The organism is Thermococcus argininiproducens, assembly GCF_023746595.1.
GTDB lineage: Archaea > Methanobacteriota_B > Thermococci > Thermococcales > Thermococcaceae > Thermococcus_A > Thermococcus_A argininiproducens.
In genome coordinates, this window is sequence record NZ_CP080572.1 from 108,555 (window position 1) to 133,197 (window position 24,643).

Genomic DNA, 24,643 nt, shown 5'->3' on the forward strand with positions numbered 1-24,643 from the left:
CAACACCTCCTAAAGTTGTGTAAATTGGTATTTGCATTTTATTTTATGAAAGAAGTTATATATAAACCTTTCGGAAAAGAGGCCCTTTTAGGCAAATACTCGGATAGTCACCATACATTTGGGGACAGTTAAAACATCTCACCAGTGGATAAAGAGAGTGAGAAATTTTATAGGGTTTGGTCTCTACAGTTCGAAAATAGAGGAATCCCCACAGTTGCTGATTTCTTTTATATTTATCACCCTTTGATTTGATGTTTAGCATTATTGACCATACAGATCCAGAAAAACATTGCAAAGTATGTAGCAGTTTAGCAAGAATGAATCATGGGGCAGAGCGGCCTATATTGGAGTGGAATAGGGTCCCCTTTACTATTTTTCTTTTCCACATATATGTCCCGCAATGGTTATATTATCCTCTGCAAATTCTATTCTATAAAGTATCGAGGTGGTAAAAATGCCAGAGAAGTTTGATAAGATATACGACTACTATGTCGACAAGACCTACGAGCCCAACTTCAAAAGAGATATTGTAGCTGTTTTCAGAGTGACTCCTGCAGATGGCTACACTATAGAACAAGCCGCCGGTGCTGTGGCAGCCGAAAGCTCCACCGGGACATGGACTACTCTTTACCAATGGTATGAAGAGGAAAGATGGAGCGATCTCTCAGCAAAGGCCTATGATTTCCATGACATGGAAGACGGAAGCTGGATAGTGAAAATAGCCTATCCGGCCCATGCCTTTGAAGAATGGAACCTCCCCGGCCTTCTTGCATCAATAGCAGGTAATGTCTTTGGGATGAAGAGAGTAAAGGGATTAAGGCTCGAAGACCTTTACCTACCGGAAATAGTGCTCCGAGACTTTAGCGGACCCAATAAGGGTATCGAAGGAGTAAGAGAAATACTTGAAATCAGAGACAGGCCCATTTATGGTGTAGTCCCCAAACCAAAGGTTGGCTACTCCCCCGAAGAGCTAGAAAAACTATCTTATGAACTTCTATCTGCAGGGGCAGATTATATGAAAGACGACGAAAACCTGACTGGCCCCTGGTACAACCGCTTTGAAGAAAGGGCTGACGTAATGGCAAGAGTTATAGACAAAGTGGAATCAGAAACTGGAGAAAAGAAAACATGGTTCGCAAACATAACCGCTGATATCAGGGAAATGGAAAACAGACTTGAGATTCTAGCCGAATACGGCCTGCCCCACGCAATGGTCGATGTTGTAATAGTCGGATGGGGCAACTTAGAATATATACGAGATCTAGCAGAAGACTATGACATCGCTTTACACGCCCACAGAGCCATGCATGCCACCTTCACAAGAAACCCCTACCACGGAATATCAATGTTCGTCCTTGCAAAACTCTACAGGATAATCGGCCTTGATCAGCTTCACGTTGGAACTGCTGGGGCTGGAAAGCTCGAGGGTGGAAAGTGGGATGTTATACAAAATGCCAGAATCTTAAGGGAGAAGCACTATAAACCGGAAGATAATGATGTATTCCACTTGGAGCAGAAGTTCTACCACATTAAGCCAGCATTCCCAACAAGTTCCGGTGGACTTCACCCTGGAAACTTGCCTGCAGTCATAGAAGCCCTTGGAACTGATATAGTCCTCCAATTGGGTGGAGGTACATTGGGACACCCAGATGGGCCAGCTGCTGGAGCCAAAGCAGTTAGACAGGCATTGGATGCCATCATCCAAGGAATCTCACTGGATGAGTACGCAAAGACTCACAAAGAGCTAGCAAGGGCCCTCGAAAAGTGGGGCCATGTCACTCCAGTTTGACGGATTTTCTCTCTTCTTTTTGTCTCTTATTCGAACATTACTCCCAAAAGCCATTTATTACCTTCCATTAATTTGAAAATGGTGAAAGCTCATGCATCCAGAAGGGTTCTTAGAAGTTATCACAGGTCCCATGTTTGCCGGAAAAACAAGCGAGCTCATTAAGAGGATTGAAAGGCAAATATTTGCAAAAAGAAAAGCGGCCCTTTTCAAGCCATCTATAGATAATCGCTACAGTGAAGATAAAGTCGTGGCCCATAACGGACTAAGCTACGAAGCTTTTGTTGTGCCGACAACGGAAGAAGGAGTTGAGATGATATACCGGAAAACTAAAGAAGAAGGCTTTGAGGTTATAGGCGTCGATGAAGTGCAGTTCTTCCCTATGTCAATAGTAGGAATTCTCAACAAACTGGCCGATGAGGGCATTTATGTCATCGCTTCTGGACTTAACTTAGATTTCAAAGGGGACGCTTTTGAGGTTACGAAAGAACTACTGGCAATGGCGGATAACATAGTGTATCTAACAGCAATATGCAGTGTTTGTGGAGGAGAGGCCACAAGAACCCAAAGACTCATAAATGGAAAACCAGCTCCCCGTGACTCACCTAGAATACTCGTGGGTGGAATGGAGGCCTATGAAGCAAGATGCAGGAAACATCACATAGTACCTTAGACTACATCGAAGCTTATCTCCAAAAGCTCTTTGCTTTTCCTAAACCTAACTTTCCTGATCTTTATCTCCCCAATTTCTCCGGTTGTTTTTGTATGGTCTTTGTTGCAAGCATTCACGTTCCATCCCTCAATAACAACTATCTTGAGCGTTCTCACTTCAGATGGAATTGGAAAGAGGTCATACATATCCTCCCCAAATCTGCTTTCTGCCTCTTCTCTTGGGAGCTCATATACTTTAATTGGAACATTTTCTTTGATTTTCCTATTAGCAAGCCCTTCGATCATTGTAATCTCCTCTTTCGTAGGCTTTCTGTTGAACTTAACCGTTAATCTCCCATGATTACCATCTACATGAACGCTTGCCGTCCACTTGGCCCCTTCACCCAAAACCCTCACAACGGCCCCTTTAAGGACATGAAGAGCCGTATGAGTTTTGATCTCCATTTCACACCCTCCCTTTACAAAATTCCTTTTCTATAAGCTAGCTCGGCATTTAAAATTGAACCCCCAGCGGCTCCCCTAATAAGATTGTGTCCTAAAGTGACATATTTAAACTCCCCTTCACCAATTCTTTCCAATCTTCCAACCGTAACCGTCATACCATTGCCCAAATCCCTATGAAGCCTCGGCTGTGGGATTTCTTCATAGACAATCGGCTTTGCATATGAGGGCAGTTTCAGCTCTTTCAATGGGTCAAAGCAACCTAATACTTTTTTAAGCTCCTCAACTTCGGCATCTTCCTCAAGTTCTATGAAAACAGCTTCTGTGTGTCCATGTAAAACCGGAACCCTCACGGTCAAGGCCGAGATTTTGAGCCTTGCTGGAGTTATCCTATCTTTTTCAAATCTTCCCAGTATTTTCCTCGATTCATTCTCAATTTTCTTCTCTTCTCCCTCTATGTAGGGTATGACATTATCAAAAATCTGTACTGCACTTAACCCTTTAAAACCCGCTCCTGAGATTGCCTGCATGGTTGCAACGTTAACTTTCTTTAACCCAAAGCCCGAGAGTGCTTTAACAGATAACACGAGTATGGCCGTAGAACAGTTCGGATTCGTGATTATGAACCCCTCCCAGCCACGCTTTTCCCTCTGCACTTCAACCAAACTTAGGTGTTCCCCGTTTATCTCAGGAACTAAAATAGGAACATCTTCTTCATATCGGTGTGAGGAGGCATTGGAAAATACTGGAATTTTCTCTGCAAGCTTTTTTTCAACTTTTCCAGCAATTGAAGAGGGAAGGGCCGAGAAGACTAAATCTGCATTTCCATCAAACTCTTCCAGGCTTTCTATCCTCATCTCTCCTATCTCCTCAGATACCTCCCACGTAGCGAGTTCTCTAAACCTCTTCCCTCTCGATCTCTGGGAAGCTATGAGGTATTTCACATCAAACCAAGGATGGTTCTCCAGGAGTCTTATAAAGCTCTGGCCCACCAATCCCGTTGCTCCTAAAATTGCTATCTCCATTAAAGAACCTCCTTGAATGCCTCTAAGCTTGGCTCTATTGGTTCTGGAAGCTCAAAGCCCTCAAGAATTATGTTAGGATCCTTTAGCCCGTGTCCCGTCGTTATCAGAACCACGCTCTCATCTTCTTCGATTTCATTCCTTAGCTTCATTAACCCGGCAAGAGAGGAAGCAGATGCTGGCTCAACAAATATTCCTTCCTTCGATGCAAGCATTTTCTGGGCTTTCAGTATCTCTTCATCACTCACACTCTCCAAAACCCCTCTAGACTCTTCAACGGCCCGCCAGGCTTTTGGCCAGTTGGCTGGATTTCCAATTCTTATAGCAGTTGCAACTGTCTCGGGCTTCTCAAGGGGTTTGAACTCCCTCCTCTCCTTCCACGCTCTAGCCAGAGGTGATGCTCCCTCCGCCTGGATTCCAATCATTTGAGGGAGTTTATCTATAAAACCAGCTTCGTAAAGCTCTTTAAATCCTTTCCAAATTGCCGAGATGTTTCCCGCATTTCCCACGGGCAGGATAACCTTATCAGGAACAAACCCAAGCTGATCGAAGATTTCAAAAGCTATGGTCTTTTGGCCCTCTAACCGGAAGGGGTTTATGGAATTGAGCATGTAAACGCCCAACTCACTGCTGGCCTCCACCACGACCTTTAGCGCATCATCAAAGTTCCCTCTAACCGGAACCACTTTCGCACCATAAACTATTGCCTGTGCAAGCTTTCCTAATGCAATTTTTCCGCTTGGGACTAAAACATAGGCTTTTATGTTTGATTTGGCAGCATAGGCCGCTAAAGATGCTGAGGTATTGCCTGTAGAGGCACAGATCACCTTATCCATGCCAAGCTCTAGGGCTTTGCTAACTCCCACAGTCATCCCCCTATCCTTAAAAGAGCCCGTTGGATTGGCACCTTCGTTTTTCACGTAGACTTCTTTCATCCCAAGCTCAGTTTGCAGGTTCTCTAAGCGGTAGATGGGTGTTCCACCTTCGTTAAGTGAGACCCTTTTTTCAACCGGAATGAAGCTCTTGTATTTCCAGAGCGTTATATTTTTGCCATCGAAGATGTTCTCAACTTCCCCTAGATCTACGAGGACTTCAAGCAGACCACCACATTCACACCTGTATCTGACTTCTTCTGAACTATATTCTCTTCCACATTCTATACACCGCAAAATCATTCTGCTCCTCCTCCAACTCCGCTTATAAAGTATTCAGCTTTAATACCCTCCTCTTCAAAGGCTTCTACAACAGCCTTTCCAATTTCTTTAAGATTATCTCCAAGGGCAAATACCGCGGGCCCAGAACCAGAAATTGATAGCCCATAAGCCCCATTCTCCAGTGCCGCCCTTCTAACTTTATCGAACCATGCGATCAGGGGTTTCCTATATGGAATTGCCAGATAATCATCCAATAATCTCCCTGCCTCTTCTATATCCCCCTCTTCCAAAGCTAACACCAAAGAACTGGCAAGGGCTAAATTTTTGACGGCATCACGCAACGGTACGTATTTTGGTAAGAGTTCCCTTGCTTTTTTAGTACTCACCTTCACTTCAGGTAGCACTACAACTAGTTTGAGCTTTACATCAATTTTAACCACATTAAGGGGGAACAGAGAGTTCAGAACTACAAATCCCCCAAATAGGGCAGGAACTACATTATCTCCATGAGGAGTTCCAGAAGCCACTTTTTCTCCTTCCAAAGCTGCCCTTAGAATTGTCTCCTTATCCTCTACCCCTAAGAGCTTTGCGATTGCTAAGGCGCCACCTAAAGCAGAGGCTCCAGAACTGCCAAGCCCACTCGTTGGTCTTATTCCTTTCTTAATCTTCATTTTAAAGCCACTCTCAACTCCAACTTCCCCTAATAGAGATAAAGCCGAAACAGAGGCAACATTCCTACTCGGATCCTCTGGAACCTCATAACCCTCAACCTTCACCTCAACCTCATCGGCTAATTTGACCTCAATCACGTCCATTGGTTTTTCCAGACAAAGGCCAAAAACATCGAATCCTGGTCCAAAGTTTGCTATCGTAGCAGGAGCAGATACTTTCATTTAAAGATCACCTCGTGTAAATCATTTAAGCTATTCTCAAGTTCTTCTCTCTTCACTAGAAAGGAAATCCAATTCTTACCTTTTTTATAGATCGGAGCGTTGAAGTTCACTTCTCTAAGGCCCACAACCCCTATACACGCAAAATTTTCATTAACAGGCTTGTAGGTCAATATTGGAACTTCAGCACTGATATCTGAGACAAACGTCCCCAGGCGATAACTATCTGTTTTCCCAAGGATTACCGGCAGTCTACCCATTACGGGGCAGATAGACTTCTCGTGCAAAGCTCTCATTCCAAGCGCTGAAGCATTCAAAGCTTCTTCATATGATACAAACGGAAGAAGCTTGGCATCCTTAACTATCCTTGGATCAGCAGTGTATATTCCTCTGACGTCGCTCATTATCAAAACGGCCCTTGCTTCCAAGAGCGAGCCCAAGATCGTTGCAGTATAATCGCTCCCCCCTCTTCCAAGCGTTGTCCTAAGGCCCTTATAGCCTCCCAAAAACCCTGTAACAACTGGAACCTTTCCTTCGTTTAACAGCTTTTCAATGAGTTTTATCCTTTTTGCCGTCCCAGAGAAGTCCACTGCTGCATTCCCAAAGTTATCATCCGTTTTGATTACGTGCAAGGCGTCTACCACTTCACTTCTTATTCCTGAGTTCTCAAGGGCGTTTGCAAATATAATCACCGAAAGTCTTTCCCCAAAGGATAAAACATGATCTATGAAAGCCCCCTTATTTGGGAAGCGTCTCTCATTTTTCAGAACACATTCAAGCTCGACAAAGAGAGGTTCAAGTATATCACAGTCAACCCCGCTCTCATCAGCCAATATACTGTGTTTCCTTGCAATTTTGCCAATCACTGATTTATCCTTACTTTCAGCTAAACCCAAAAGAGCGTCTGTGACTCCCCTAAGGGCCGAAAGTACAACCACAACTTCATTCTCCTCGTGTAACTTCAAAACAAACTCTAAAGCTTCCCTAAAAGAGTCCTTGATAGAGCTTCCTCCAAATTTAACGACTATTCTCTTGTTGGAGAGTTTGTAAATCACCCATAATAGACCACCTATACAAGGATTCTTAACTCAAATATAACTTTTTTTGCAAATTTTTTGTCAGTAAGACGGAAATAATAGGGCCATATCTTCCAATACAGACAATATGTTGGATTTCTTTCTGTTTTTCTAATTCATGACAACCTCCTTAATTGGGTAAGAAAGTGTCAAATGACACAAAAAGTTATATATTATCACATAATATTTCCTGCCAGGTGAGAATATGGCAGAAGAAAAAGTTAGTGTTGCAAAGATTGTGAAAGAGATCGTCCTCTCCCGCCCAGCAATCAAAGAATGCTTGATTTTAGATGTTATAAATTACAGTGCCCTAGCAAGAGTTATTTTAAAAGAACTGGAAAAAGAAAACATCAAAACCTCAGCCGGAGCTGTAAAAATGGCTTTGATAAGAATAGGAGAGGACTTAAAGAAAGAGAGAACTTTCTTTGAAAAGAAAATCAAAAATGTGGTTGCAAAGACCGTTATTGAGCTCCAATCTGATCTAACAGTAATAACTGCCGAACGGAGAGCTGTATTAAATAATCTTGAACACCTCTTCAAAGTAATGGAAAACGCACGGTTTTTCCAACTTACTCAGGGAGTTGAGACATTTACACTAGTCCTTTCAAGCGAAGAAAAGGAGAAAGTACTTGAGATTATACAACCAAAGGCCATAGTTGATCTTATTGAGGAACAGACGGCAATAATTCTAATAAGCCCAGAAGAGATAATTGAGACCCCTGGAATTATCGCCATCATGACTTCAACCCTTTCATCAAGCGGAGTGAACATAACACAGGTAATATCCTGTCACAAAGATACAATATTTGTTCTTAACCGTAGGGATGCTCCAAAAGCATACCAGATACTTGAGGACATAATCCTAAAGATGAGAAAGACTTCAAAATAACTCTAGACTATCTTTTTCTTTCTGCTAAGTCCCACATCATGATTCACTGAGTCCGAATTTTGTTATATTTGTAACATTATTTGTAAATTTTAATATATTAGTTACAAAAAATATAAAAACGTTCTCTTTATCTCCACTTTGGTGATCTGTATGAAAATAGTTTTGGCCTATTCGGGAGGTCTGGACACCTCAATTATATTAAAGATGATGCAGGAGAAAATGAATGCCGAAGTGATTACAGTTACTGTAGATGTAGGACAAAAGGACGATTTTGAAAAGATCGAGGAGAAAGCACTCAAGCTTGGTGCATTAAAACACTATACTATAGATGCAAAGGCAGAATTTGTCGAGAAATACATTTTCAAAGCAATAAAGGCAAATGCACTTTATGAAGGATCCTACCCATTAGCCACAGCATTAGCCAGGCCTTTAATAGCAGAGAAAATTATTGAGGTAGCTAAAAAAGAAAACGCTGATGCAGTGGCCCATGGTTGTACTGGAAAGGGAAACGATCAAGTCAGGTTTGATTTGGCAATTAAAGCCCTCTACCCAGAAATTAAAATAATCGCTCCTGTTAGGGAGCTTAATCTTACAAGGGACTGGGAAATGGAATATGCAAAGAAAAATGGGATACCGGTTAAGGACAAGATCTACAGCATTGATGAAAATCTTTGGGGACGCTCAGTAGAAGGAGGAATTTTAGAAGATCCTTTTGAGGAGCCTCCAGAGGAGGTTTTTGAATGGACTCTTTCTCCTGAAAAAACACCAGAAAAACCGGAGTACCTTACAATAGACTTCGTAAATGGTGTTCCTATAGGGCTAGATGGAAAGAAAATGAATCCCGTGGAACTTGTAGAAACCTTAAACTTCATAGCAGGAAAGCATGGAGTCGGCAGGATAGATCACATTGAGGATAGGGCCGTTGGAATAAAGAGCAGGGAAGTCTATGAAGCCCCAGCAGCAATTACCCTAATAAAGGCCCATAAGGACCTAGAAAAGTTGATTCTCACAAAATGGGTTCTCGAGTTTAAGGAGATCGTTGATTCAAAATGGGCATGGCTCATTTATAATGGTCTCTGGTTCGAGCCACTTAGGGAGGCTCTAGATGCCTTCATAGATGAAGTTGAAACAAATATTACTGGATCTGTCAAAGTAAAATTCTACAAAGGGAGTATCAGCATAGTTGGAAGGTCGTCTGAGAATGCTCTTTACGATACAAAGCTTGCAACCTATGAAAAGTTCAGTACTTTTGATCAAAGGCTTGCAGTTGGCTTTATTGAGCTCTTTGGATTGCAGAGTGTTTTAGCTTACAGCACAAAACACAAGATAAACTCTCTATACACTCCCTCAACACCAGTGAAGGCAAAAAAGGTAGTTAGCTAGGTGGTGTTATGTATAGGAAAAACCTGCTAGGTGATGCTGACTTTAATATTCTAACTTACACTTCATCAATGGAGGAGGATAAGGAGATAGTTGGTGAAGTCATTGAAAGTCTAATCGTCCATGTAAAAGTGTTAACTACCCAAGGCCTGATTCCAGCGGGAAAAGGGCATAAAATATTGGAAGAACTCAAAAAACTCCTTCAAAATCCATCACCGTTATTTTCCATTAATTCTGAAGATATACATGAAGCTGTTGAGATTTATTTGAAAGAAAAGCTTGGGGATGATGAGGGATATTTAGCTTTGGGAAAAAGCAGGAACGATCATGTTTCAGCGGCCCTAAGGTTAAAGGTAAAGAAACTCTTAATTGAGCAGCTGAAAGAACTAATAACTCTAAGGAGAGTCCTTCTGGAGAAAGCAGAAGAGCATGTATATACAATAATGCCGGCTTTCACTCATTTACAACCAGCGCAGCCTTCAACTTTTGCCCACTACCTATGTTATATAGAAGAGGTCTTGGCTGATTATACAAAATCCTTGTTCTTTGCCCTCGAGATAGCCGATAATTCTCCTTTAGGAGGAGGTGCAGTTGGTGGAACAAGCGTTCCTCTGGACAGGAAGGCCCTAGCCAATGAGCTATTTAGTGGGATAGTAATTAATTCAATTAAGGCAACAAGCAGTAGGGATTTTCTGAGTATAGCATCGTCAATAGATGTTAACCTATCAGTATTCCTATCACGAATAGCTGAAGATATTGTTATCTTTTCAACACCCCAATTTGACTATTTGGTTTTACCCAAAGAGCATCTGGCAACAAGCAGCATGATGCCCCAGAAGAAAAATCCAGTAACCATGGAAATAGCTAGGGCTTGGGGTGCTGAAAGCATTGGATATCTAACAGCTTTGCTAGGAATCCTAAAAGCCCTTCCAACCGGTTACAATCTAGACATGCAAGAAGCAAATAAACATGCATTAATAATCTTAAAGAGGACTTTAGAAACGTTAAAAATTTTCTCAGACTTTTTCAAAAAGATTGGAGTCAATGAGAAAAAGTTGTTGATCGATTCAGAGATTTTCCCAATTTTAGCAACCGACATAGCCGAAAAAGTTTCTCTAAAAGAAGGAAAACCATATAGAGAAGTCTATGGAGAGATAGCAAAGCTGATAAAAGATTCTAAGAGTGTCGAGGAGCTCTATACTAAAGTTGAAGAACTTTACGGGATCAAAACAAACCTAGAGGAGGGTGTTAAGAAACCAGTTTTAGGTTCTCCAAATCCAACTAAGGTCAAGGAATACATTAAATTGGCAAAAACGGCCCTCAAAGAAGATCTTCTCAAGTTGAAGGAGGTGACCACATGCATGCATATTTGACAGCAGAAACTCAGGAAGGGCCAGAGAGCGGGAAAGAAGCATACTTAGTCCTAGAAGACGGCAGTATTTTTAAAGGCAAAGGATTTGGAAGTGAAGGCGTGAAGTATGGGGAGGTTGTTTTTACAACTGGAATGGTAGGTTACCCAGAATCGCTGACTGATCCCTCATACAAGGGGCAGATTCTAACCATGACGTATCCACTAATCGGAAACTATGGCGTTCCAAGCAAAAAAATAGCAGAAAATGGAGTTCCTATTCACTATGAATCAGATAAGATACAGGTCGAAGGATTCGTAGTTTCAAAACTCATGAAAAGCAATCACTGGGCAAGTGAAAAGAGTTTAGATAAATGGCTCGAAGAGGAAGGTATTCCCGGAATAGAAGGGATTGATACAAGGGCTTTGGTGAAAAAAATAAGGGAAAAAGGAGTCATGATGGGAGCTTTGGTTGTGGGGGATTATGAACTTAATAAAGTCACGGAGAAAGTGAAGAAGCTAAGCTACGATGAGATGAATTTCATAGACAAAGTTACTCCAAAAGAAATAGTTATTCATGAGTCCAAAAACTCAAATAAGAGTATTGTTATAGTCGATTGTGGGATTAAATATGGAATTCTACGGGAATTGCTGAAAAGGGGATTTGATGTAATAAGAATTCCTTATTATTACGATCCGATTGACGTCTTAGAGGAATTCAGTGCAGATGGAATTTTATTTAGCAATGGGCCTGGAAATCCTGCCTTGCTTAAAGAGTTAGTAAAAAAAGCTCAAGCGGTCATTGAGTACGACATTCCGACAATGGGGATCTGTTTGGGAAGCCAAATACTCTCCTTGGCAGACGGAGGAGAAATTTATAAGCTTAAGTATGGACATAGGGGAATTAACAAGCCAGTCAAAGACTTAAAGAGCGGAAAAGCATTTGTTACAACTCAAAATCACGGATATGCCGTGAAACCCAAAAGTTTAAATGAATTTAAAGTCTGGATGGTTAACATCGATGACGGGAGTGTTGAAGGAATTTATCATCCAAACAAACCAATAATTGCAACTCAATTCCACCCTGAAGCATCTCCCGGTCCCTTAGACTCAACATGGGTTTTTGATGTTTTTTCAAAGATGATTGAAGGTGAGGTTCATGGTTTCTAAAGTTCTTGTTCTGGGTTCTGGGGCAATAAAAATTGGCGAAGCTGCTGAATTTGATTACAGTGGGAGCCAAGCTTTAAAGGCCTTAAAAGAAGAAGAAATAGAAACAATCCTGATCAATCCTAATGTCGCAACAATTCAAACGAGCCACGAGATGGCAGACAAAGTTTACCTCCTTCCTCTTGAGGTTAAATTTGTTGAAGAGATTATAAAAAAAGAGAAACCAGATGGAATTTTGCTAGGATTTGGGGGGCAAAGTGCTCTATCTCTGGGTGTGGCCTTACATGACTATGGGATTCTAGAAAAGTACAACGTCAAAGTTCTTGGGACTCCTGTAGAGGGAATAAAGAAAGCCCTGAATAGGGAAAAATTTAGGGAAACAATGATCAAAAATAATCTCCCAATACCCCCCAGTAAAGCTGCCAAAAGCGTTGAAGAAGCCCTAAAGGTGGCCCAAGAGATAGGGTTCCCAGTCATGGTTAGAGTTAGCTTTAACTTAGGCGGAAGGGGGTCTTTTGTCGCTTGGAATGATGAAGAGTTTAAGGAATATATAATCAAGGCCTTCGCACAAAGTGAAATTGGTGAAGTCTTGGTAGAGAAGTACCTGAAAGGATGGAAGGAGATAGAATTCGAGGTCGTGAGGGATAAAGAAGGTAATGCCGTTGCTGTAGCATGTTTGGAGAATTTTGACCCAATGGGAGTTCATACAGGAGATTCCATAGTTGTTGCTCCCTCCCAAACTCTAACAAACAGAGAATATCAACTCCTGAGGAGTGCGGCCATAAAAGTTGCCGAGGCCATAGAGCTTATTGGAGAGTGCAACGTCCAGTTAGCCTTAGATCCCAAATCAGAAAAGTTTTACATAATCGAGACAAATCCAAGGATGAGCCGCTCTTCAGCTTTAGCAAGTAAAGTAACGGGTTATCCTTTAGCATACATAGCAGCAAAGTTAGCTTTAGGCCATACCCTGGATGAGCTTTCAAATGGAGTGACGGGAGTTACAACCGCTTTGTTTGAGCCAAGCCTAGATTATGTTGTTGTTAAAATGCCGAGGTGGGATTTAGAGAAGTTTGAGAACGCGAACAAGAAAATAAACACCGAGATGAAGAGTATTGGAGAAGTCATGGCAATAGGAAGGAATCTCCATGAGGCCTTCCAAAAAGCTATCCGAATGGTAGGGATTGGAGATGAGCTTATAGGAAAGTACTACGAGAGTGAAGAACCCTTGGAAAAGGTTATGGGCAGGATAAAGAATTACGAGCCTTATATGCCCATGCATATTGCAAAAGCTCTGAAATTGGGAGCAAGTGTCGACGAGATTCACCAGCTTACTGGAATAGATAAGTTTTACATTTACATAATTGAGGATCTCGTTAAAATCGCAGAAGCTTTGAAAAATCCAGACGAAGAAACAATAATAGAGGCCAAAAAGCTTGGATTTAGTGATGCACAAATAAAGGCCTTATCTGGCAGTGTCATTAAAAATACACTTCCATTTGTCAAGCAAATAGATACTTTGGCTGGAGAAGTACCTGCAAGGACGAATTATCTGTACATGACCTATGATGCACAAGAAAACGACATCCCCTACACAGAAAAGCCAAAGGTATTAATTTTGGGTGCAGGCGTGTTTAGGATTGGAGTTAGTGTGGAGTTCGACTGGGCTGTTGTAAATTTCGCAAATGCTGCAAAAAAGATGGGTTATGAGGTCATAGTTTTGAATTACAACCCAGAAACAGTTTCAACAGACTGGGACATTAACGACAAGCTCTATTTTGAGGAGATAACTCTTGAAAGAGTTTTGGATATTTACAATTTTGAGAACCCCGAGGGTGTCGTTGCCTTCGCCGGTGGACAGCTTGCAAATTCCTTGGCTAAAAAGCTTGAACAAAATGGAGTTAGGCTTCTGGGAACAAGAGGAACCAGTGTGGACATAGCCGAAAATAGAGCAAAGTTCTCAAAACTCTTAGAAAAGCTCAATATAAAACAACCGCCTTGGATTGAAGCTAAAAGCATTAAGGAAGTCTTAGATTTTGCTGATGAAGTGGGTTATCCTTTAATGATAAGGCCGAGTTATGTGTTGAGCGGAACTGCCATGAAAGTTGCCTACAACGAAAAGGAACTAAAAGAGTACCTCTCTTTGGCAGCAAACGTTTCTCCAGAACACCCCATTGTGGTCTCAAAGTTCTTAAACGCAATTGAAGCCGAGATAGATGCTGTTTCAGATGGAAAAAAGGTAGTTGGAATTACATTAGAGCATATAGAAAAAGCGGGAGTTCACAGCGGAGATGCCACAATGGTTACTCCCTATCGCTATCTAAAGGAGGAGCATGTGAAAAAGATGCATGAAATAGTCCTAGAGCTTGCATTGGCTTTAGGGATTAAGGGGCCCTTTAACATACAATTCCTAGTCAATGATGATGTCTATGTGCTTGAGCTAAATCTGAGGACGAGTCGCTCTATGCCCTTCTCAAGTAAATCTAGGGGAGTTAACTTGATGGAGCTTTCAGCTCATGCAGTCTTTGGTGGGAAACTCCCATTAGGAAATGACTACGAGTATTACGAAGTCCCAGCAAAAGCCTTTGCTGTTAAAAGCCCTCAGTTTTCCTGGTCCCAGCTACAAAATGCATATCCTTTCTTGGGACCAGAAATGCGATCAACGGGAGAAGTTGCAAGTCTGGGATTCGACTTTGAGGATGCTCTGCTAAAAAGCTGGCTCTCTGTAAAACCAAACAAAATGCCAAAGTCAAATATCTTGGTCTATGGTTACGGTAAAGACTTACCAACATTATTGGAAACTGCAAAACTTCTCGAAACCTTGGGATATAATGTTTTTACATTAGAGGATAGCCTAATTTATGGAAATACTTTAAGCAAAGAAAAGGCGATAAATTTAATGAAATCAGGGAAAATTGAGCTGGTCATGACTTCTGGCCATGCAAAGGAGAAAGATTATCTTGTTAGGAGGACTGCAGTAGACTTAAATATCCCGATTGTCTTAGATGCAAACTTGGCTTATGAGCTTTCAAAAGCTTTTGCTTGGGCCAAACACAATTGCTTTGAGGTTAAAGAAGTTTCTGAGTATTATGCTCCAAAATTGCAAAAGACTATTAGCGAACCTTTAAAAGAGGTTATCTTTTAGGGAAGAATCCTTCCGAGAGGGAGGGGATGCAAACACTCTAAAAAGTGAGCACTGAAAAGTTTAAATACTCTTGCCAATAGTAATTAGTAGTTCAACAATTTGAAAAGTAGCCGGCGATTCTCCCGTTAGGGGGATAGCCGGTAGTGGCCGTGTGAACCGGCCCGTGAGAGTGAGGATTGTCCCGGTGAACTCTCACGAAGCCCCACTCGCAAGGGCGGGGCAGTTCACATTCATCAATTTTTTCTTGCACTGTGAAACTTCAAGTCTAAGTGTACGAAAAAATTTTCGAAACAATAGTATAGAATTTAGAAATATTATTTACATTTGACTGAGTTTAAGAAAAGATTTTCGAAAAATACCTAAGTTTTCCGAAAGATTTATATACCCTTCTTGAAATTTATGCTTGGTGATGCCTATTAAGGAACGCTCAAATACACTTTTTGGATCCAACACTAAGAGAGGAAGAGCAATCACCAACAGTCAGCTTTAATCTAGCTCAGAGACCAGAGACAACTATAGTTTTTGACTGTTTTAACGTTGGTTTTGTGGAGTTAGACTCTCCAGCAGTATATAGAGACGTTTCAAATGGAATAAACCAACAGCGCAGAATAACCGGGGCTGTTTTGAATGATGCCGTTCTTTTGGATTATTCGGGCCTAAATAGGAGTAATCCGGAATGCCGTCAAAAATCGAGTAAAGAGGGCAATTCAGCGTCTAACCTGGAGGTGGACACAATGAACACGAACGTTGCAAATGGAGTAATCCCAGAAATTGACCCAATAGAGTGGGATGAACTCTGGGTCGAGGAGATAAGAATCAATACCATTCCCACGTTATTCAGGAAATGATGTTATATTTAGAACAGAATATAGAAATTTAAAATTAGATGTTACAAAAGAAATTTAAATCTTCCAAATCTCGTGCAAATTAAAGAGATAGAAAATGGAGGTGGAAAAATGATTGAATGCCCTGTTTGTGGAGTTGAACTGGAAATCGGTAGTGTGGAAATACATGAGATAGTTGAATGCCCTGTTTGCAGTTCAGAACTTGAAGTGGTTAGTTTAGAACCGGTGATCTTAGAGGAACTCCCTGAGGTGGAAGAAGACTGGGGAGAGTAACATTCCCAAATTAAAGCTTTCATACCGTCTTGGAGGCCAAACAATGAAAATAGGCATAACATACACAATAATGCGCAAAGAGGAAATAATGCTTAGAGATAGAGCAAAAGAATATGGAGAAGTCTTTATGCTTCACGATAGAGAAACGATATTCCCAGAGAACTTTGACCTAGACGTCGTGATAATAAGAAACGTTAGCCACTTCAAAGCTCTGTACATGGCAAAGCTTTTTGAAAGTCATGGAATCCCAACGGTTAATCCATTCAATATAATTCTTGAAGCCGGCGATAAACTCTTTGCAACACTAAAACTTAGCGAAAAAGTCCAAGTGCCAAGATGGGCTGCCGCATTTGATAAAGAAAGTGCAATACAAGCAATGGAGAGAATTGGATATCCTGTGGTCATAAAACCTGTCTTTGGAAGCTGGGGAAGGATGGTTAGCAAAATAAACGATTTAGATGCAGCTGAAGGAATTGTCGAACATCGACAATGGATGGGAAATCCCCTTTACAAAGTTTATTACATCCAAGAATACGTTGAAAAACCTGGTAGAGACATCAGGAGCCATGTTATCGGAGGAGAATTCGTAACCGCTATTTACAGGTATTCTGACCATTGGGTAACTAACACTGCAAGAGGAGGAAAAGCTATTCCATGTGAAGATGAAGAAGTTAAAGAGATCTCAATCAAAGCATGGGAAGCTTTTGGAGAGGGGGCATTGGCAATAGACATATTTGAGAGCGATAGAGGATTGCTCGTTAATGAAGTCAATCCTGCCATGGAGTTCAAAAACGTGGTGAGAGTTACCGGTGTTGATGTAGCTAAAAAAATCGTTGAATATGCCGTTGAGGTGGCTAAGAAATGATAAAAGCAGCTGTTATCGGTGCAAGTGGTTACATTGGAGGAGAACTAGTTAGACTTTTGGCCATGCACCCAGAAGTTGAGATAAGTGCAGTAACCTCAAGACACCACAATGGGAAGAAAATCCACAAAGTTCATCCAAATTTAAGAGGACTAGACCTTAGGTTTACCAATAACTACAACTTTGATGCAGATGTGGTATTTTTAGCCGTTCCACACGGAACTTCAATGAAAATAATAGACGATTATGTGGAGAGTGCTAAGATAATTGACCTAAGCGCAGATTTTAGAGTAAGCTTAAATCTCTACAAAGAGTATTATGGAGAGCATTTAAAACCAGAGCTTATAGATGAGTTCGTTTATGGTTTGCCAGAAATTCATAGAGAGGAAATCAGAAGAGCAGAACTTATCGCAAATCCTGGTTGCAATGCAACAGCCGTAATTTTAGCGTTGTATCCATTTAAAGGAGAAATTAGTGAGGCCATAGTGGATTTAAAGGTTAGTTCAAGCGCCGGAGGAAGAAGGGAAAACGTAGCAAGCATTCATCCTGAAAGGAGTAACGTTGTTAGGATTTACAAACCATCTCACCATAGGCACGAAGCAGAAGTAAGACAAGAAACCAAAGTTAATGCCCAGTTTACAGTACATTCCGTTGATCTAATAAGGGGGCTTCTAGCAACGATCTACTTTAAGATGGAGATCAATGAAAAAGAGCTTTATAAAAAATATTTCCGCTATTTAAAAGAGCCATTTGTAAGGATAGTTAAGGAAAAAGGAGGAATGCAGAGGTTACCTGATCCAAAATATGTGATAGGGAGCAACTTCGCTGATATTGGCTTCACTTACGATGAGAGAAATCAAAGGGTGGTTCTCTTTTCAGCACTAGACAATTTGATTAAAGGTGGTGCTGGACAAGCGGTGCAAAACATGAATATAGCTTTTGGATTAGATGAAACTCTCGGCTTAAACTATTTACCGGTTTATCCCGTTTAGGTGGGAAAGATGAATATCCTTAAAATCGGAGGAAGCGTTTTAAATAAACTCGAAGAATTTGAACTTAAAGCAGATTTAATCGTTCATGGTGGCTCGGATTATGTTGATGCCCTATGTGAAAGGCTTGGAATTGAGATTAAGAAACTAACAAGCCCATCTGGAGTGGAGTTTAGATACACCCCAAAGGAAGTTCTGGAAGTTTATTTAATGGCTGTAATGAAAGCCAACAAGGATATCGTGACCCATCTTCAAAGTAGGGGGATCAATGCCGTAGGCTTGAGCGGTCTCGACTTTGGGATTGTAAAAGCCAAGAGAAAAAGAATAATCAAGGCCGTAATAGATGGTAAAAAGGTTGTGATCAGGGATGATTACTCTGGAAAAATCGAGAATATCGATACTAGCACTCTAATCGAGTTAATGAATCTTGGAATCCCCGTTATAGCACCAATAGCGATGAGTGAAACCTTTGAACCCCTAAATGTTGATGGAGATAAACTCGCAAAAGAGATAGCTCTAAGCCTAGAAGCTGATGAATTAACTTTCCTATCGGACACTGCTTTTTTAGTCAATGGAGAGGTTGTAGACAGGATAAGGGCTGAGGAACTTGAAGAGTTTCTTCCCTTTGCCGAGGGAGGTATGAAGAGGAAACTGCTAATGGCAAGGACTGCACTTGAAGGTGGTGTCAAAAAGGTCACCATTCAAGGCCTAAATGGCAGGACGGTGATTGAATGAGAGAAATGAGCCTTTACAAGAAAAGACTAAAGCTCGTTAAAGGAGAAGGGGTCTATGTTTGGGATGAAAATGGAAACAAATATCTAGATGCGATAGCTGGAATTGGCGTAGCCATATTGGGACATTCAAATGAAGAGTTAGCGAGTGCAATAAACGAGCAAATGAAAAAGCTTGTAGTTGCTGGCCCTATGTTTCACCACGAAGAGAAGGACGAAGCTCTAGAGGAGCTTTCCAGATTCCTAAGCTTTGAATATGCATATTTTGGAAATTCTGGGACTGAGGCCGTTGAAGCAGCTTTAAAATTTGCCCGCCTTTATACCGGCAAAAAAGAGATAATAGCGATGACAAAAGCCTTTCATGGGAGGACCTTTGGTTCCCTAAGCGCAACTTGGAAGAAAAAATATAGGGAAGGTTTTGAACCGTTAGTTCCTGGATTTAAACACATTCCATTCAACAACGTCGAGGCTGCAAAAGATGCCATAACTAAAGAGACTGCCGCTGTGATAGTTGAGCCGATTCAAGGAGAAGGCGGGATAATTCCAGCAAAAGCGGAGTTCATCAAAACTTTAAGAGATTTAACTCAAGATAACGGAGCCCTGTTAATAGTTGATGAGGTTCAAAGTGCTTTTAGAAGTGGGAAATTCCTAGCAATAGAGCACTACAAAATCCAGCCCGACATAGTTACAATGGGAAAAGGACTAGCAAATGGAATTCCAATTGGATTAACACTAACCAACTTTGATGTCCCAAGAGGAAAACATGGTTCAACCTTTGGAGGAAACCCTCTTGCCTGCAAGGCCATGGAAACAACATTAAAGATCTTAAGAAGAGAAAAACTCATAGAAAAAGCTGAGGAAAAGAGCATAAGTATAGAAGGTGACAAAGTAATAATGACTAGAGGAAAAGGGCTGATGCTTGGGATTCTTTTGAAGGAGAACGCTGGGAAATACGTAGAAAAGCTTCAAGAGAGAGGATTACTGGTAAACACGGCTGGAAATAAAGTAATCAGGCTTTTACCTCCATTAATAATCACAAAAGAACAGATGCTTTGGGTCAAGGAAACCATTGAAGGTGTTCTTAATGGTTAGTGAAGAGGAAAAAATCGAGTTTTTAAAGGAGCTAGTTAGTATTTACAGCCCTAGCGGCCAGGAAGAGGAGGTTGCCAAGTTCTTAGTTGAGAGTTTCGAGAGCTTTGGAGTCGATGCATATATTGATGAAGTGGGTAATGTCATAGCTGAGAAAAAGGGTAAGGGAAATAGAATTCTCTTAGCAGGCCATATGGACACGGTTGAAGGGGTAATTCCAGTTAAGATTGAAAATAACTATCTATGGGGAAGGGGTAGTGTTGATGCTAAAGGGCCCTTGGCAACTTTTTTCTTCGCATTCATTGAGAGCAAGGCAAATCTAATATTTGCATCCCTTGTGGATGAGGAAGGATTCTCAAAGGGTGCTAAAAATTTGAGTATTCCACAGCCGAATTTTATAATAATTGGAGAGCCAAGCGGCTTTGATGGAGTTACAATCGGTTATAAAGGAAGCTTGACGATGAAGTTTATAGAAAAAGTTGAGAAATTCCATGGAAGTCTAAGTTCAAAAGGTGCTGCAGAAAAGCTAATTGAAAAGTGGTTTGAAATAAGCAAGGATTTCAACGAAGGCTTTGATAAGCCAAATGGGAGGATTTTAAGGTTTGAGGCCTATGAGAGAGATTTTGACTTTTATGGAGAAATGATAGTCAATATTAGAACACCGATTGATTATCAACCACCGATTAAAGGAGAAATCTTAGATTTTGTCCCTGCCTACGAAGTCTCCGTAAAAAGTCCATTGGTTAGGACCTTTGTTAGAGCCATAAGAGAGAATGGCATAAAGCCAAGGCTTAAAAAGAAGAGCGGAACTGCAGATATGAACATCCTAGCTCCTAAGTTTAAGGTTGATGCTGTAGCATATGGCCCCGGCGATTCCAAATTGGATCATACTCCCCATGAACGGTTAAACCTAGAAGAATACTTGAAAGCGATAAAAGTGTTAAAAACGGCTTTGGAGGAAATTAAAATCTTACAACCCCCCAAAGAGTGATATAAACACCTAATTAGCTTTACAAAGGTCGTTAAGAATATTTATTTTTTATGAGCAAGAGAATACTGAGAGTTCATTGGTGAACTTGAGGGCAGATATGTGGTTGTAAACCACAAGATTTTTATAAGAGTTTGTGAATAATAATCACATGCTTAGTGTTGAAGAACTGAAAAGGATTATCATAACACAGCGGGAAGAAATGGATGAATTCTTAAACAGAGAAAGACTTATTGAAAGAGAAGTGGATGAGAAAAGACTGCTAAAGTTCCTTCAATATCCAAATATTCTGGCAATTCTTGGAGTTAGAAGATCTGGAAAATCCGTGTTAAGCTGGCTTTTGATGAGGGGCAAAAGATTTGGATATATAAACTTCTTTGATGAAAGATTGCTCGGCTTTTCACCAGAGGATTTTGAAAAGCTTGTACAGGCATTCCATGAGCTCTACGGGGACCTAGATTATTTCGTGTTTGATGAGATACAAAGCGTGCAAGGTTGGGAGAGATTCCTCTCAAGGGTGAGGACTTCAAAGAGAGTTATAATCACTGGAAGCAGTTCAAATCTCCTCTCTGGCGAGCTTTCAACAGTCCTAACAGGTAGATATGTGAGCTTTGAACTTTATCCCTTTAGCTTTAAAGAATTTTTGGAATTCAGAGGAATAAAGTTGGAAAAAAACTGGATGTACTCCACAAAAGAGACTGCTAAGGTCAAGAAAGCGCTGGAAGAATACATCAAAGTCGGTGGTTTTCCGGAAGCCTTGAAATTTGGTAGGATCTATCTTCAGACCATATACAGGGATATAGTGGAAAAGGATGTACTGTTTAGATATAAAATAAGGGATATTCAAGCTCTGAGGGAATTAGCCAAATATCTCGTCTCAAACTTTTCTAAAGAGATAACTTACGGCAAATTGAAGAATTTAATCAACATCAAGGACGTGCATACGGTGAAAAACTATGTTGAATACTTGGAGAGAGCATATTTAATTTTCCAAGTTAGAAGATTCTCGTTTAAACTAAAAAGCCAGATGTTATCTCCAAGAAAGGTCTATGCCGTTGATACTGGGTTGATAAATACTGTTTCGTTTAAATTCAGCGAAAACATTGGTAGATTGATGGAAAACCTTGTTTTTTTGGAACTTTTGAGAAGGAGAAGCTACAAATTCTCAGACGATGAGATTTATTACTGGAAAGACGCTAAAGGAGAGGTAGACTTCGTCGTTAAGAACAAAAACAAAGTTACACAGTTAATACAAGTTACGTATGAACTGAACAAAGAAAACTTTGAGAGAGAAGTTGCATCTCTGCTGAAGGCTTCAAAAGAGTTGAAGTGCAAGGAGTTGCTACTCATAACATGGGATCAGGAAGATACCACGAAAGAGGGAGTCAAAATAATGCCTCTCTGGAAGTGGTTGCTTCAGCCTTAAGCTTTATTTTTGAAGAGATTTAACAAGTTCTCTATAGCATCATTCACGTTTTTAGCATCCCTGCCAATCATCATAAACTCAAAATCCTTTCCGTATTCCTTTTTGTAATTTTCTACCAAAAAACCATCCTTTACCTCGTGAAAGCCTCGTTCTTTAGGGCGGGGATGCAGGAATTCTAAAATTCGATCCTCAAGTAGAAACCTTTTTAAACTCTTACAACGTAATAAGCTCTCGAAGAGGCCACTCCAAGGGCAACCTTTAGTGAGGGTTTCACTCGTGTCCCCCTGCATGGGGGAAGACGCCGTTAGGCGTCCCCTTAAAACCGCCTTCAAGTGGTTTAAAACTTTAAGGAGTGGCCTTTGGGGCGATAACCCCGAGCCAGCTCGGGCTGGTAGGGGTAACGGGCCGAAGACCCGGCCCGCGGGCTGAACCGAAACTCGCAAGAGGAATAGGTGATGGGCCCGCAAACCAATGAAAGCCTTGAAGGGTGAGGGTTATGACTCCCGAGAGGAGCCCTCGCCCTTCAGGGCGGGGAGGAGGTCAGCGTATCGCCAATATAAAATTAGAGAATAACAGCAATAATTATCGAATTCACATTCGTTCTGGTTGGGCCTGTTAATAGCAAAGCTTTAGCTTCTTTCAATGCTTCGTATGCATTGTGGGCCTTAAGAAACTCTTCCGCATCAATGCCTCTCTCCTTCAAAGTCTCCAGTGTGTAAGAGTCCACTAATCCTCCCGCTGCATCTGTAGGCCCATCCGTTCCATCTGTATCCATTGCCAAAACTGCTACACCCCTAAGTCCAGAAATCTTTCTAGCTATACTTAAAGCGAACTCCTGATTTGGTCCTCCAAGGCCTGACTCACCCTCAATAGTTACCGTTGTTTCCCCTCCGGCTATTAGGACACAAGGCCTCACAAAAGGCCTTCCTCTATGATAAATTTCCTCAATTATTGAACCAAAAACTATGGCAACCTCTCTGGCCTCTCCTTCAAGTGTGGTTGTTAAGATGTGAGCACTAATTCCCATCTCCTCAGCTTTTTTCTTTGCAGTTTCACATGCCAGGGCATTGCTCGCTATCAAAAAGTTGTGCACATTGGGCAAGTCTTCCTTAAGCGTTTCCTCCTTCTCCCCTCTTATTCCTAGCTCTATGTGCCTTTTCACGCTTTCTGGAAGTTTATCCCAAACGTTGTAGAGATTTAATATTCTATAAGCATCTTGGAAAGTTGTTGGATCTTTGACCGTTGGGCCAGAGGCTATTGCCTCAAGTGGATCGCCAACAACATCAGATAGAATTAAACTTATCAGAGTGCCTTTAACGAGTTTGGCCAATTTGCCACCCTTAACCTTAGAAATATGCTTTCTTACGGTGTTTATTTCATAGATTTTAGCGCCGCTTTTAAGGAGGAGCTCATTGGTTTTCATTTTATCTTCGAGACTTATTCCCTCCTCTGGAAGCATAAAAAGGGCACTTCCACCACCAGATATTAGAACAAGAAGAATATCATCCTCTTCAACTTTCTTCGCAAGCTCAATCCCAAGCTGGGCTCCTCTCATGGAGTTCTCATCAGGAATCGGATGCCCTGCTTCGATAACCTTAATTTTGCTCATTGGCAAAGCATAGCCGTATTTCGTGATGGCAATTCCTTCGGTTATTTTATCACCAAGAACATCTTCAATTGCTTTGGCCATTGCACAGGCCGCTTTTCCAAAGGCCAAAACATAGATTTTACCTTTTATTTGAAACACCTCTCCTTTGACAATAATTCTCTCATTCTCAAATTTCAGCACTCTTCTAACAGCCTCATAAGGGTCCGCACTTCTTATAGCATCTTTCATGAGGGTCAAGGCAATCGCTTTAGCTTTAACATCACCGTAGGATAAAAGCTCCTCCCGATTTACCATAAGACTCACCAGAACTAATTGTCCTTAGGATATTATAAAAGTTAAAGCTCATCATCCACTATCAACTCAATTATAACTTTTTGCTCTGGGTTTTTCAGCTTTTCCACGATATCTCGCTTTATATCCTTCGCCGCTTTGTTTGCCCTAATTGCTAGGGTCCTACCATCGATGTAGGTGCTCTTTCTTATTACCATTGAAACTTCGCTCTCAAAATTCAGTCTCTCATCCCCAAAAGCCTCAAGTTCATCAACAAGCCCATCAACAATTATTCGGATTTTAACTTTCTTTCCCCTCTTCAGAGCTTCCTTTAATTCATCACTCAACTCATTCAACCCTTTATTGGCCCTTATACATATTATACAATCGCCCTTGGGAGTCAGGTAGTCTTCTTTGGTTATTTCTAGTGTCGAGCGATGAGTAGCCCTCACATTCTCATGGCCATAGCAGATAATCCTCTCCCTAAGCATGTATAATCCTTAAAGGGAAGCTTTATAAATTTGGTTGGGAAAAGTTTAAAACAGCCTCACTTGAGTTGGGAGTGGTAATTCAAGATTATCGGAGGGATGAGGA

The 24,643-nt window shown here is 41.1% G+C and carries 23 protein-coding genes; 15 read left to right on the top strand and 8 right to left on the bottom strand.

Annotated features, from left to right (window positions below; genetic code table 11):
- Positions 1-454 precede the first annotated feature (454 nt).
- Together rbcL and K1720_RS00555 are read left to right on the top strand one after the other, a co-directional pair.
- A complete protein-coding gene (rbcL, locus tag K1720_RS00550) occupies positions 455-1,789 on the top strand; it encodes a type III ribulose-bisphosphate carboxylase (protein ID WP_251949279.1) in 1,335 nt (444 codons plus the stop codon).
- Positions 1,790-1,880: 91 nt separating this feature from the next.
- Positions 1,881-2,459: a thymidine kinase gene (locus tag K1720_RS00555; RefSeq protein ID WP_251949280.1), complete on the top strand. Its 579-nt coding sequence runs from the start codon at positions 1,881-1,883 to the stop codon at positions 2,457-2,459.
- On the opposite strand, the gene K1720_RS00560 is transcribed toward K1720_RS00555, so the two are convergent.
- From K1720_RS00560 to K1720_RS00580, 5 genes are read right to left on the bottom strand one after another with little or no spacing between them, the layout of a single operon-like run.
- A complete protein-coding gene (locus tag K1720_RS00560; RefSeq protein ID WP_251949281.1) occupies positions 2,456-2,902 on the bottom strand; it encodes an alanyl-tRNA editing protein in 447 nt (148 codons plus the stop codon). The two genes, K1720_RS00555 and K1720_RS00560, sit on opposite strands and share 4 nt — an antisense overlap.
- 14 nt (positions 2,903-2,916) lie before the next feature.
- Complete coding sequence (gene asd, locus K1720_RS00565) at positions 2,917-3,924, bottom strand: aspartate-semialdehyde dehydrogenase (RefSeq protein WP_251949282.1); 1,008 nt, start codon at positions 3,922-3,924, stop codon at positions 2,917-2,919.
- Positions 3,924-5,096 (bottom strand): threonine synthase, encoded by a 1,173-nt coding sequence (gene thrC / locus K1720_RS00570; RefSeq protein WP_251949283.1) that lies wholly within the window; start codon positions 5,094-5,096, stop codon positions 3,924-3,926. The genes asd and thrC overlap by 1 nt, the downstream gene beginning before the upstream one ends.
- Complete coding sequence (locus K1720_RS00575) at positions 5,093-5,968, bottom strand: homoserine kinase (RefSeq protein ID WP_251949284.1); 876 nt, start codon at positions 5,966-5,968, stop codon at positions 5,093-5,095. Before K1720_RS00575 ends, thrC begins: the two co-directional genes overlap by 4 nt.
- Positions 5,965-7,020 carry an aspartate kinase gene (locus K1720_RS00580; protein WP_251949285.1) on the bottom strand — a complete coding sequence of 352 codons (1,056 nt, stop codon included), beginning with the start codon at positions 7,018-7,020 and terminating at the stop codon, positions 5,965-5,967. The genes K1720_RS00575 and K1720_RS00580 overlap by 4 nt, the downstream gene beginning before the upstream one ends.
- 226 nt (positions 7,021-7,246) lie before the next feature.
- On the opposite strand from K1720_RS00580, the gene K1720_RS00585 reads away from it, so the two are divergent.
- From K1720_RS00585 to K1720_RS00645, 13 genes are all read left to right on the top strand, one after another.
- Entirely contained in the window at positions 7,247-7,930 is a 684-nt protein-coding gene (locus K1720_RS00585; protein WP_251949286.1) for an ACT domain-containing protein, read from the top strand.
- Positions 7,931-8,080: 150 nt separating this feature from the next.
- A complete protein-coding gene (locus K1720_RS00590; RefSeq protein WP_251949287.1) occupies positions 8,081-9,313 on the top strand; it encodes an argininosuccinate synthase in 1,233 nt (410 codons plus the stop codon).
- 8 nt (positions 9,314-9,321) lie between these two features.
- Positions 9,322-10,683 (top strand): argininosuccinate lyase, encoded by a 1,362-nt coding sequence (gene argH / locus K1720_RS00595; protein WP_251949288.1) that lies wholly within the window; start codon positions 9,322-9,324, stop codon positions 10,681-10,683.
- The gene (gene carA / locus K1720_RS00600; RefSeq protein WP_251949289.1) at positions 10,668-11,828 is read left to right on the top strand and encodes a glutamine-hydrolyzing carbamoyl-phosphate synthase small subunit; all 1,161 of its coding nucleotides are present in this window, start codon (positions 10,668-10,670) and stop codon (positions 11,826-11,828) included. The genes argH and carA overlap by 16 nt, the downstream gene beginning before the upstream one ends.
- On the top strand, positions 11,809-14,967 hold the full coding sequence (gene carB, locus K1720_RS00605) for a carbamoyl-phosphate synthase (glutamine-hydrolyzing) large subunit (protein ID WP_251949290.1): 3,159 nt from the start codon (positions 11,809-11,811) through the stop codon (positions 14,965-14,967). Before carA ends, carB begins: the two co-directional genes overlap by 20 nt.
- A 440-nt stretch (positions 14,968-15,407) precedes the next feature.
- Positions 15,408-15,815 (top strand): hypothetical protein, encoded by a 408-nt coding sequence (locus K1720_RS00610; protein WP_251949291.1) that lies wholly within the window; start codon positions 15,408-15,410, stop codon positions 15,813-15,815.
- Between the two features lie 108 nt (positions 15,816-15,923).
- Positions 15,924-16,085 (top strand): lysine biosynthesis protein LysW, encoded by a 162-nt coding sequence (gene lysW, locus K1720_RS00615; RefSeq protein WP_055283971.1) that lies wholly within the window; start codon positions 15,924-15,926, stop codon positions 16,083-16,085.
- A 43-nt stretch (positions 16,086-16,128) separates the two neighbouring features.
- Positions 16,129-16,950: a lysine biosynthesis protein LysX gene (gene lysX / locus K1720_RS00620; protein WP_251949292.1), complete on the top strand. Its 822-nt coding sequence runs from the start codon at positions 16,129-16,131 to the stop codon at positions 16,948-16,950.
- Positions 16,947-17,939: an N-acetyl-gamma-glutamyl-phosphate reductase gene (gene argC / locus K1720_RS00625; RefSeq protein ID WP_251949293.1), complete on the top strand. Its 993-nt coding sequence runs from the start codon at positions 16,947-16,949 to the stop codon at positions 17,937-17,939. Before lysX ends, argC begins: the two co-directional genes overlap by 4 nt.
- 9 nt (positions 17,940-17,948) lie before the next feature.
- Complete coding sequence (locus K1720_RS00630; protein WP_251949294.1) at positions 17,949-18,671, top strand: [LysW]-aminoadipate/[LysW]-glutamate kinase; 723 nt, start codon at positions 17,949-17,951, stop codon at positions 18,669-18,671.
- A gap of 5 nt (positions 18,672-18,676) precedes the next feature.
- Entirely contained in the window at positions 18,677-19,759 is a 1,083-nt protein-coding gene (locus K1720_RS00635) for an acetylornithine/succinylornithine family transaminase (RefSeq protein WP_251950422.1), read from the top strand.
- Positions 19,752-20,747, top strand: a complete 996-nt coding sequence (locus tag K1720_RS00640) for a [LysW]-lysine hydrolase (RefSeq protein WP_251949295.1) — start codon at positions 19,752-19,754, stop codon at positions 20,745-20,747. The genes K1720_RS00635 and K1720_RS00640 overlap by 8 nt, the downstream gene beginning before the upstream one ends.
- A gap of 148 nt (positions 20,748-20,895) precedes the next feature.
- Positions 20,896-22,170, top strand: a complete 1,275-nt coding sequence (locus K1720_RS00645) for an ATP-binding protein (RefSeq protein ID WP_251949296.1) — start codon at positions 20,896-20,898, stop codon at positions 22,168-22,170.
- On the opposite strand, the gene K1720_RS00650 is transcribed toward K1720_RS00645, so the two are convergent.
- The 3 genes from K1720_RS00650 to K1720_RS00660 all read right to left on the bottom strand — a co-directional run bounded on the left by K1720_RS00650 (position 22,167) and on the right by K1720_RS00660 (position 24,540).
- Positions 22,167-22,502 (bottom strand): hypothetical protein, encoded by a 336-nt coding sequence (locus K1720_RS00650; protein WP_251949297.1) that lies wholly within the window; start codon positions 22,500-22,502, stop codon positions 22,167-22,169. The genes K1720_RS00645 and K1720_RS00650 overlap by 4 nt on opposite strands.
- Positions 22,503-22,732: 230 nt before the next feature.
- Positions 22,733-24,073, bottom strand: a complete 1,341-nt coding sequence (locus tag K1720_RS00655; protein WP_251949298.1) for a glycerate kinase type-2 family protein — start codon at positions 24,071-24,073, stop codon at positions 22,733-22,735.
- A 41-nt stretch (positions 24,074-24,114) separates the two neighbouring features.
- The gene (locus K1720_RS00660) at positions 24,115-24,540 is read right to left on the bottom strand and encodes a DUF371 domain-containing protein (protein WP_251949299.1); all 426 of its coding nucleotides are present in this window, start codon (positions 24,538-24,540) and stop codon (positions 24,115-24,117) included.
- Positions 24,541-24,643: the final 103 nt, after the last annotated feature.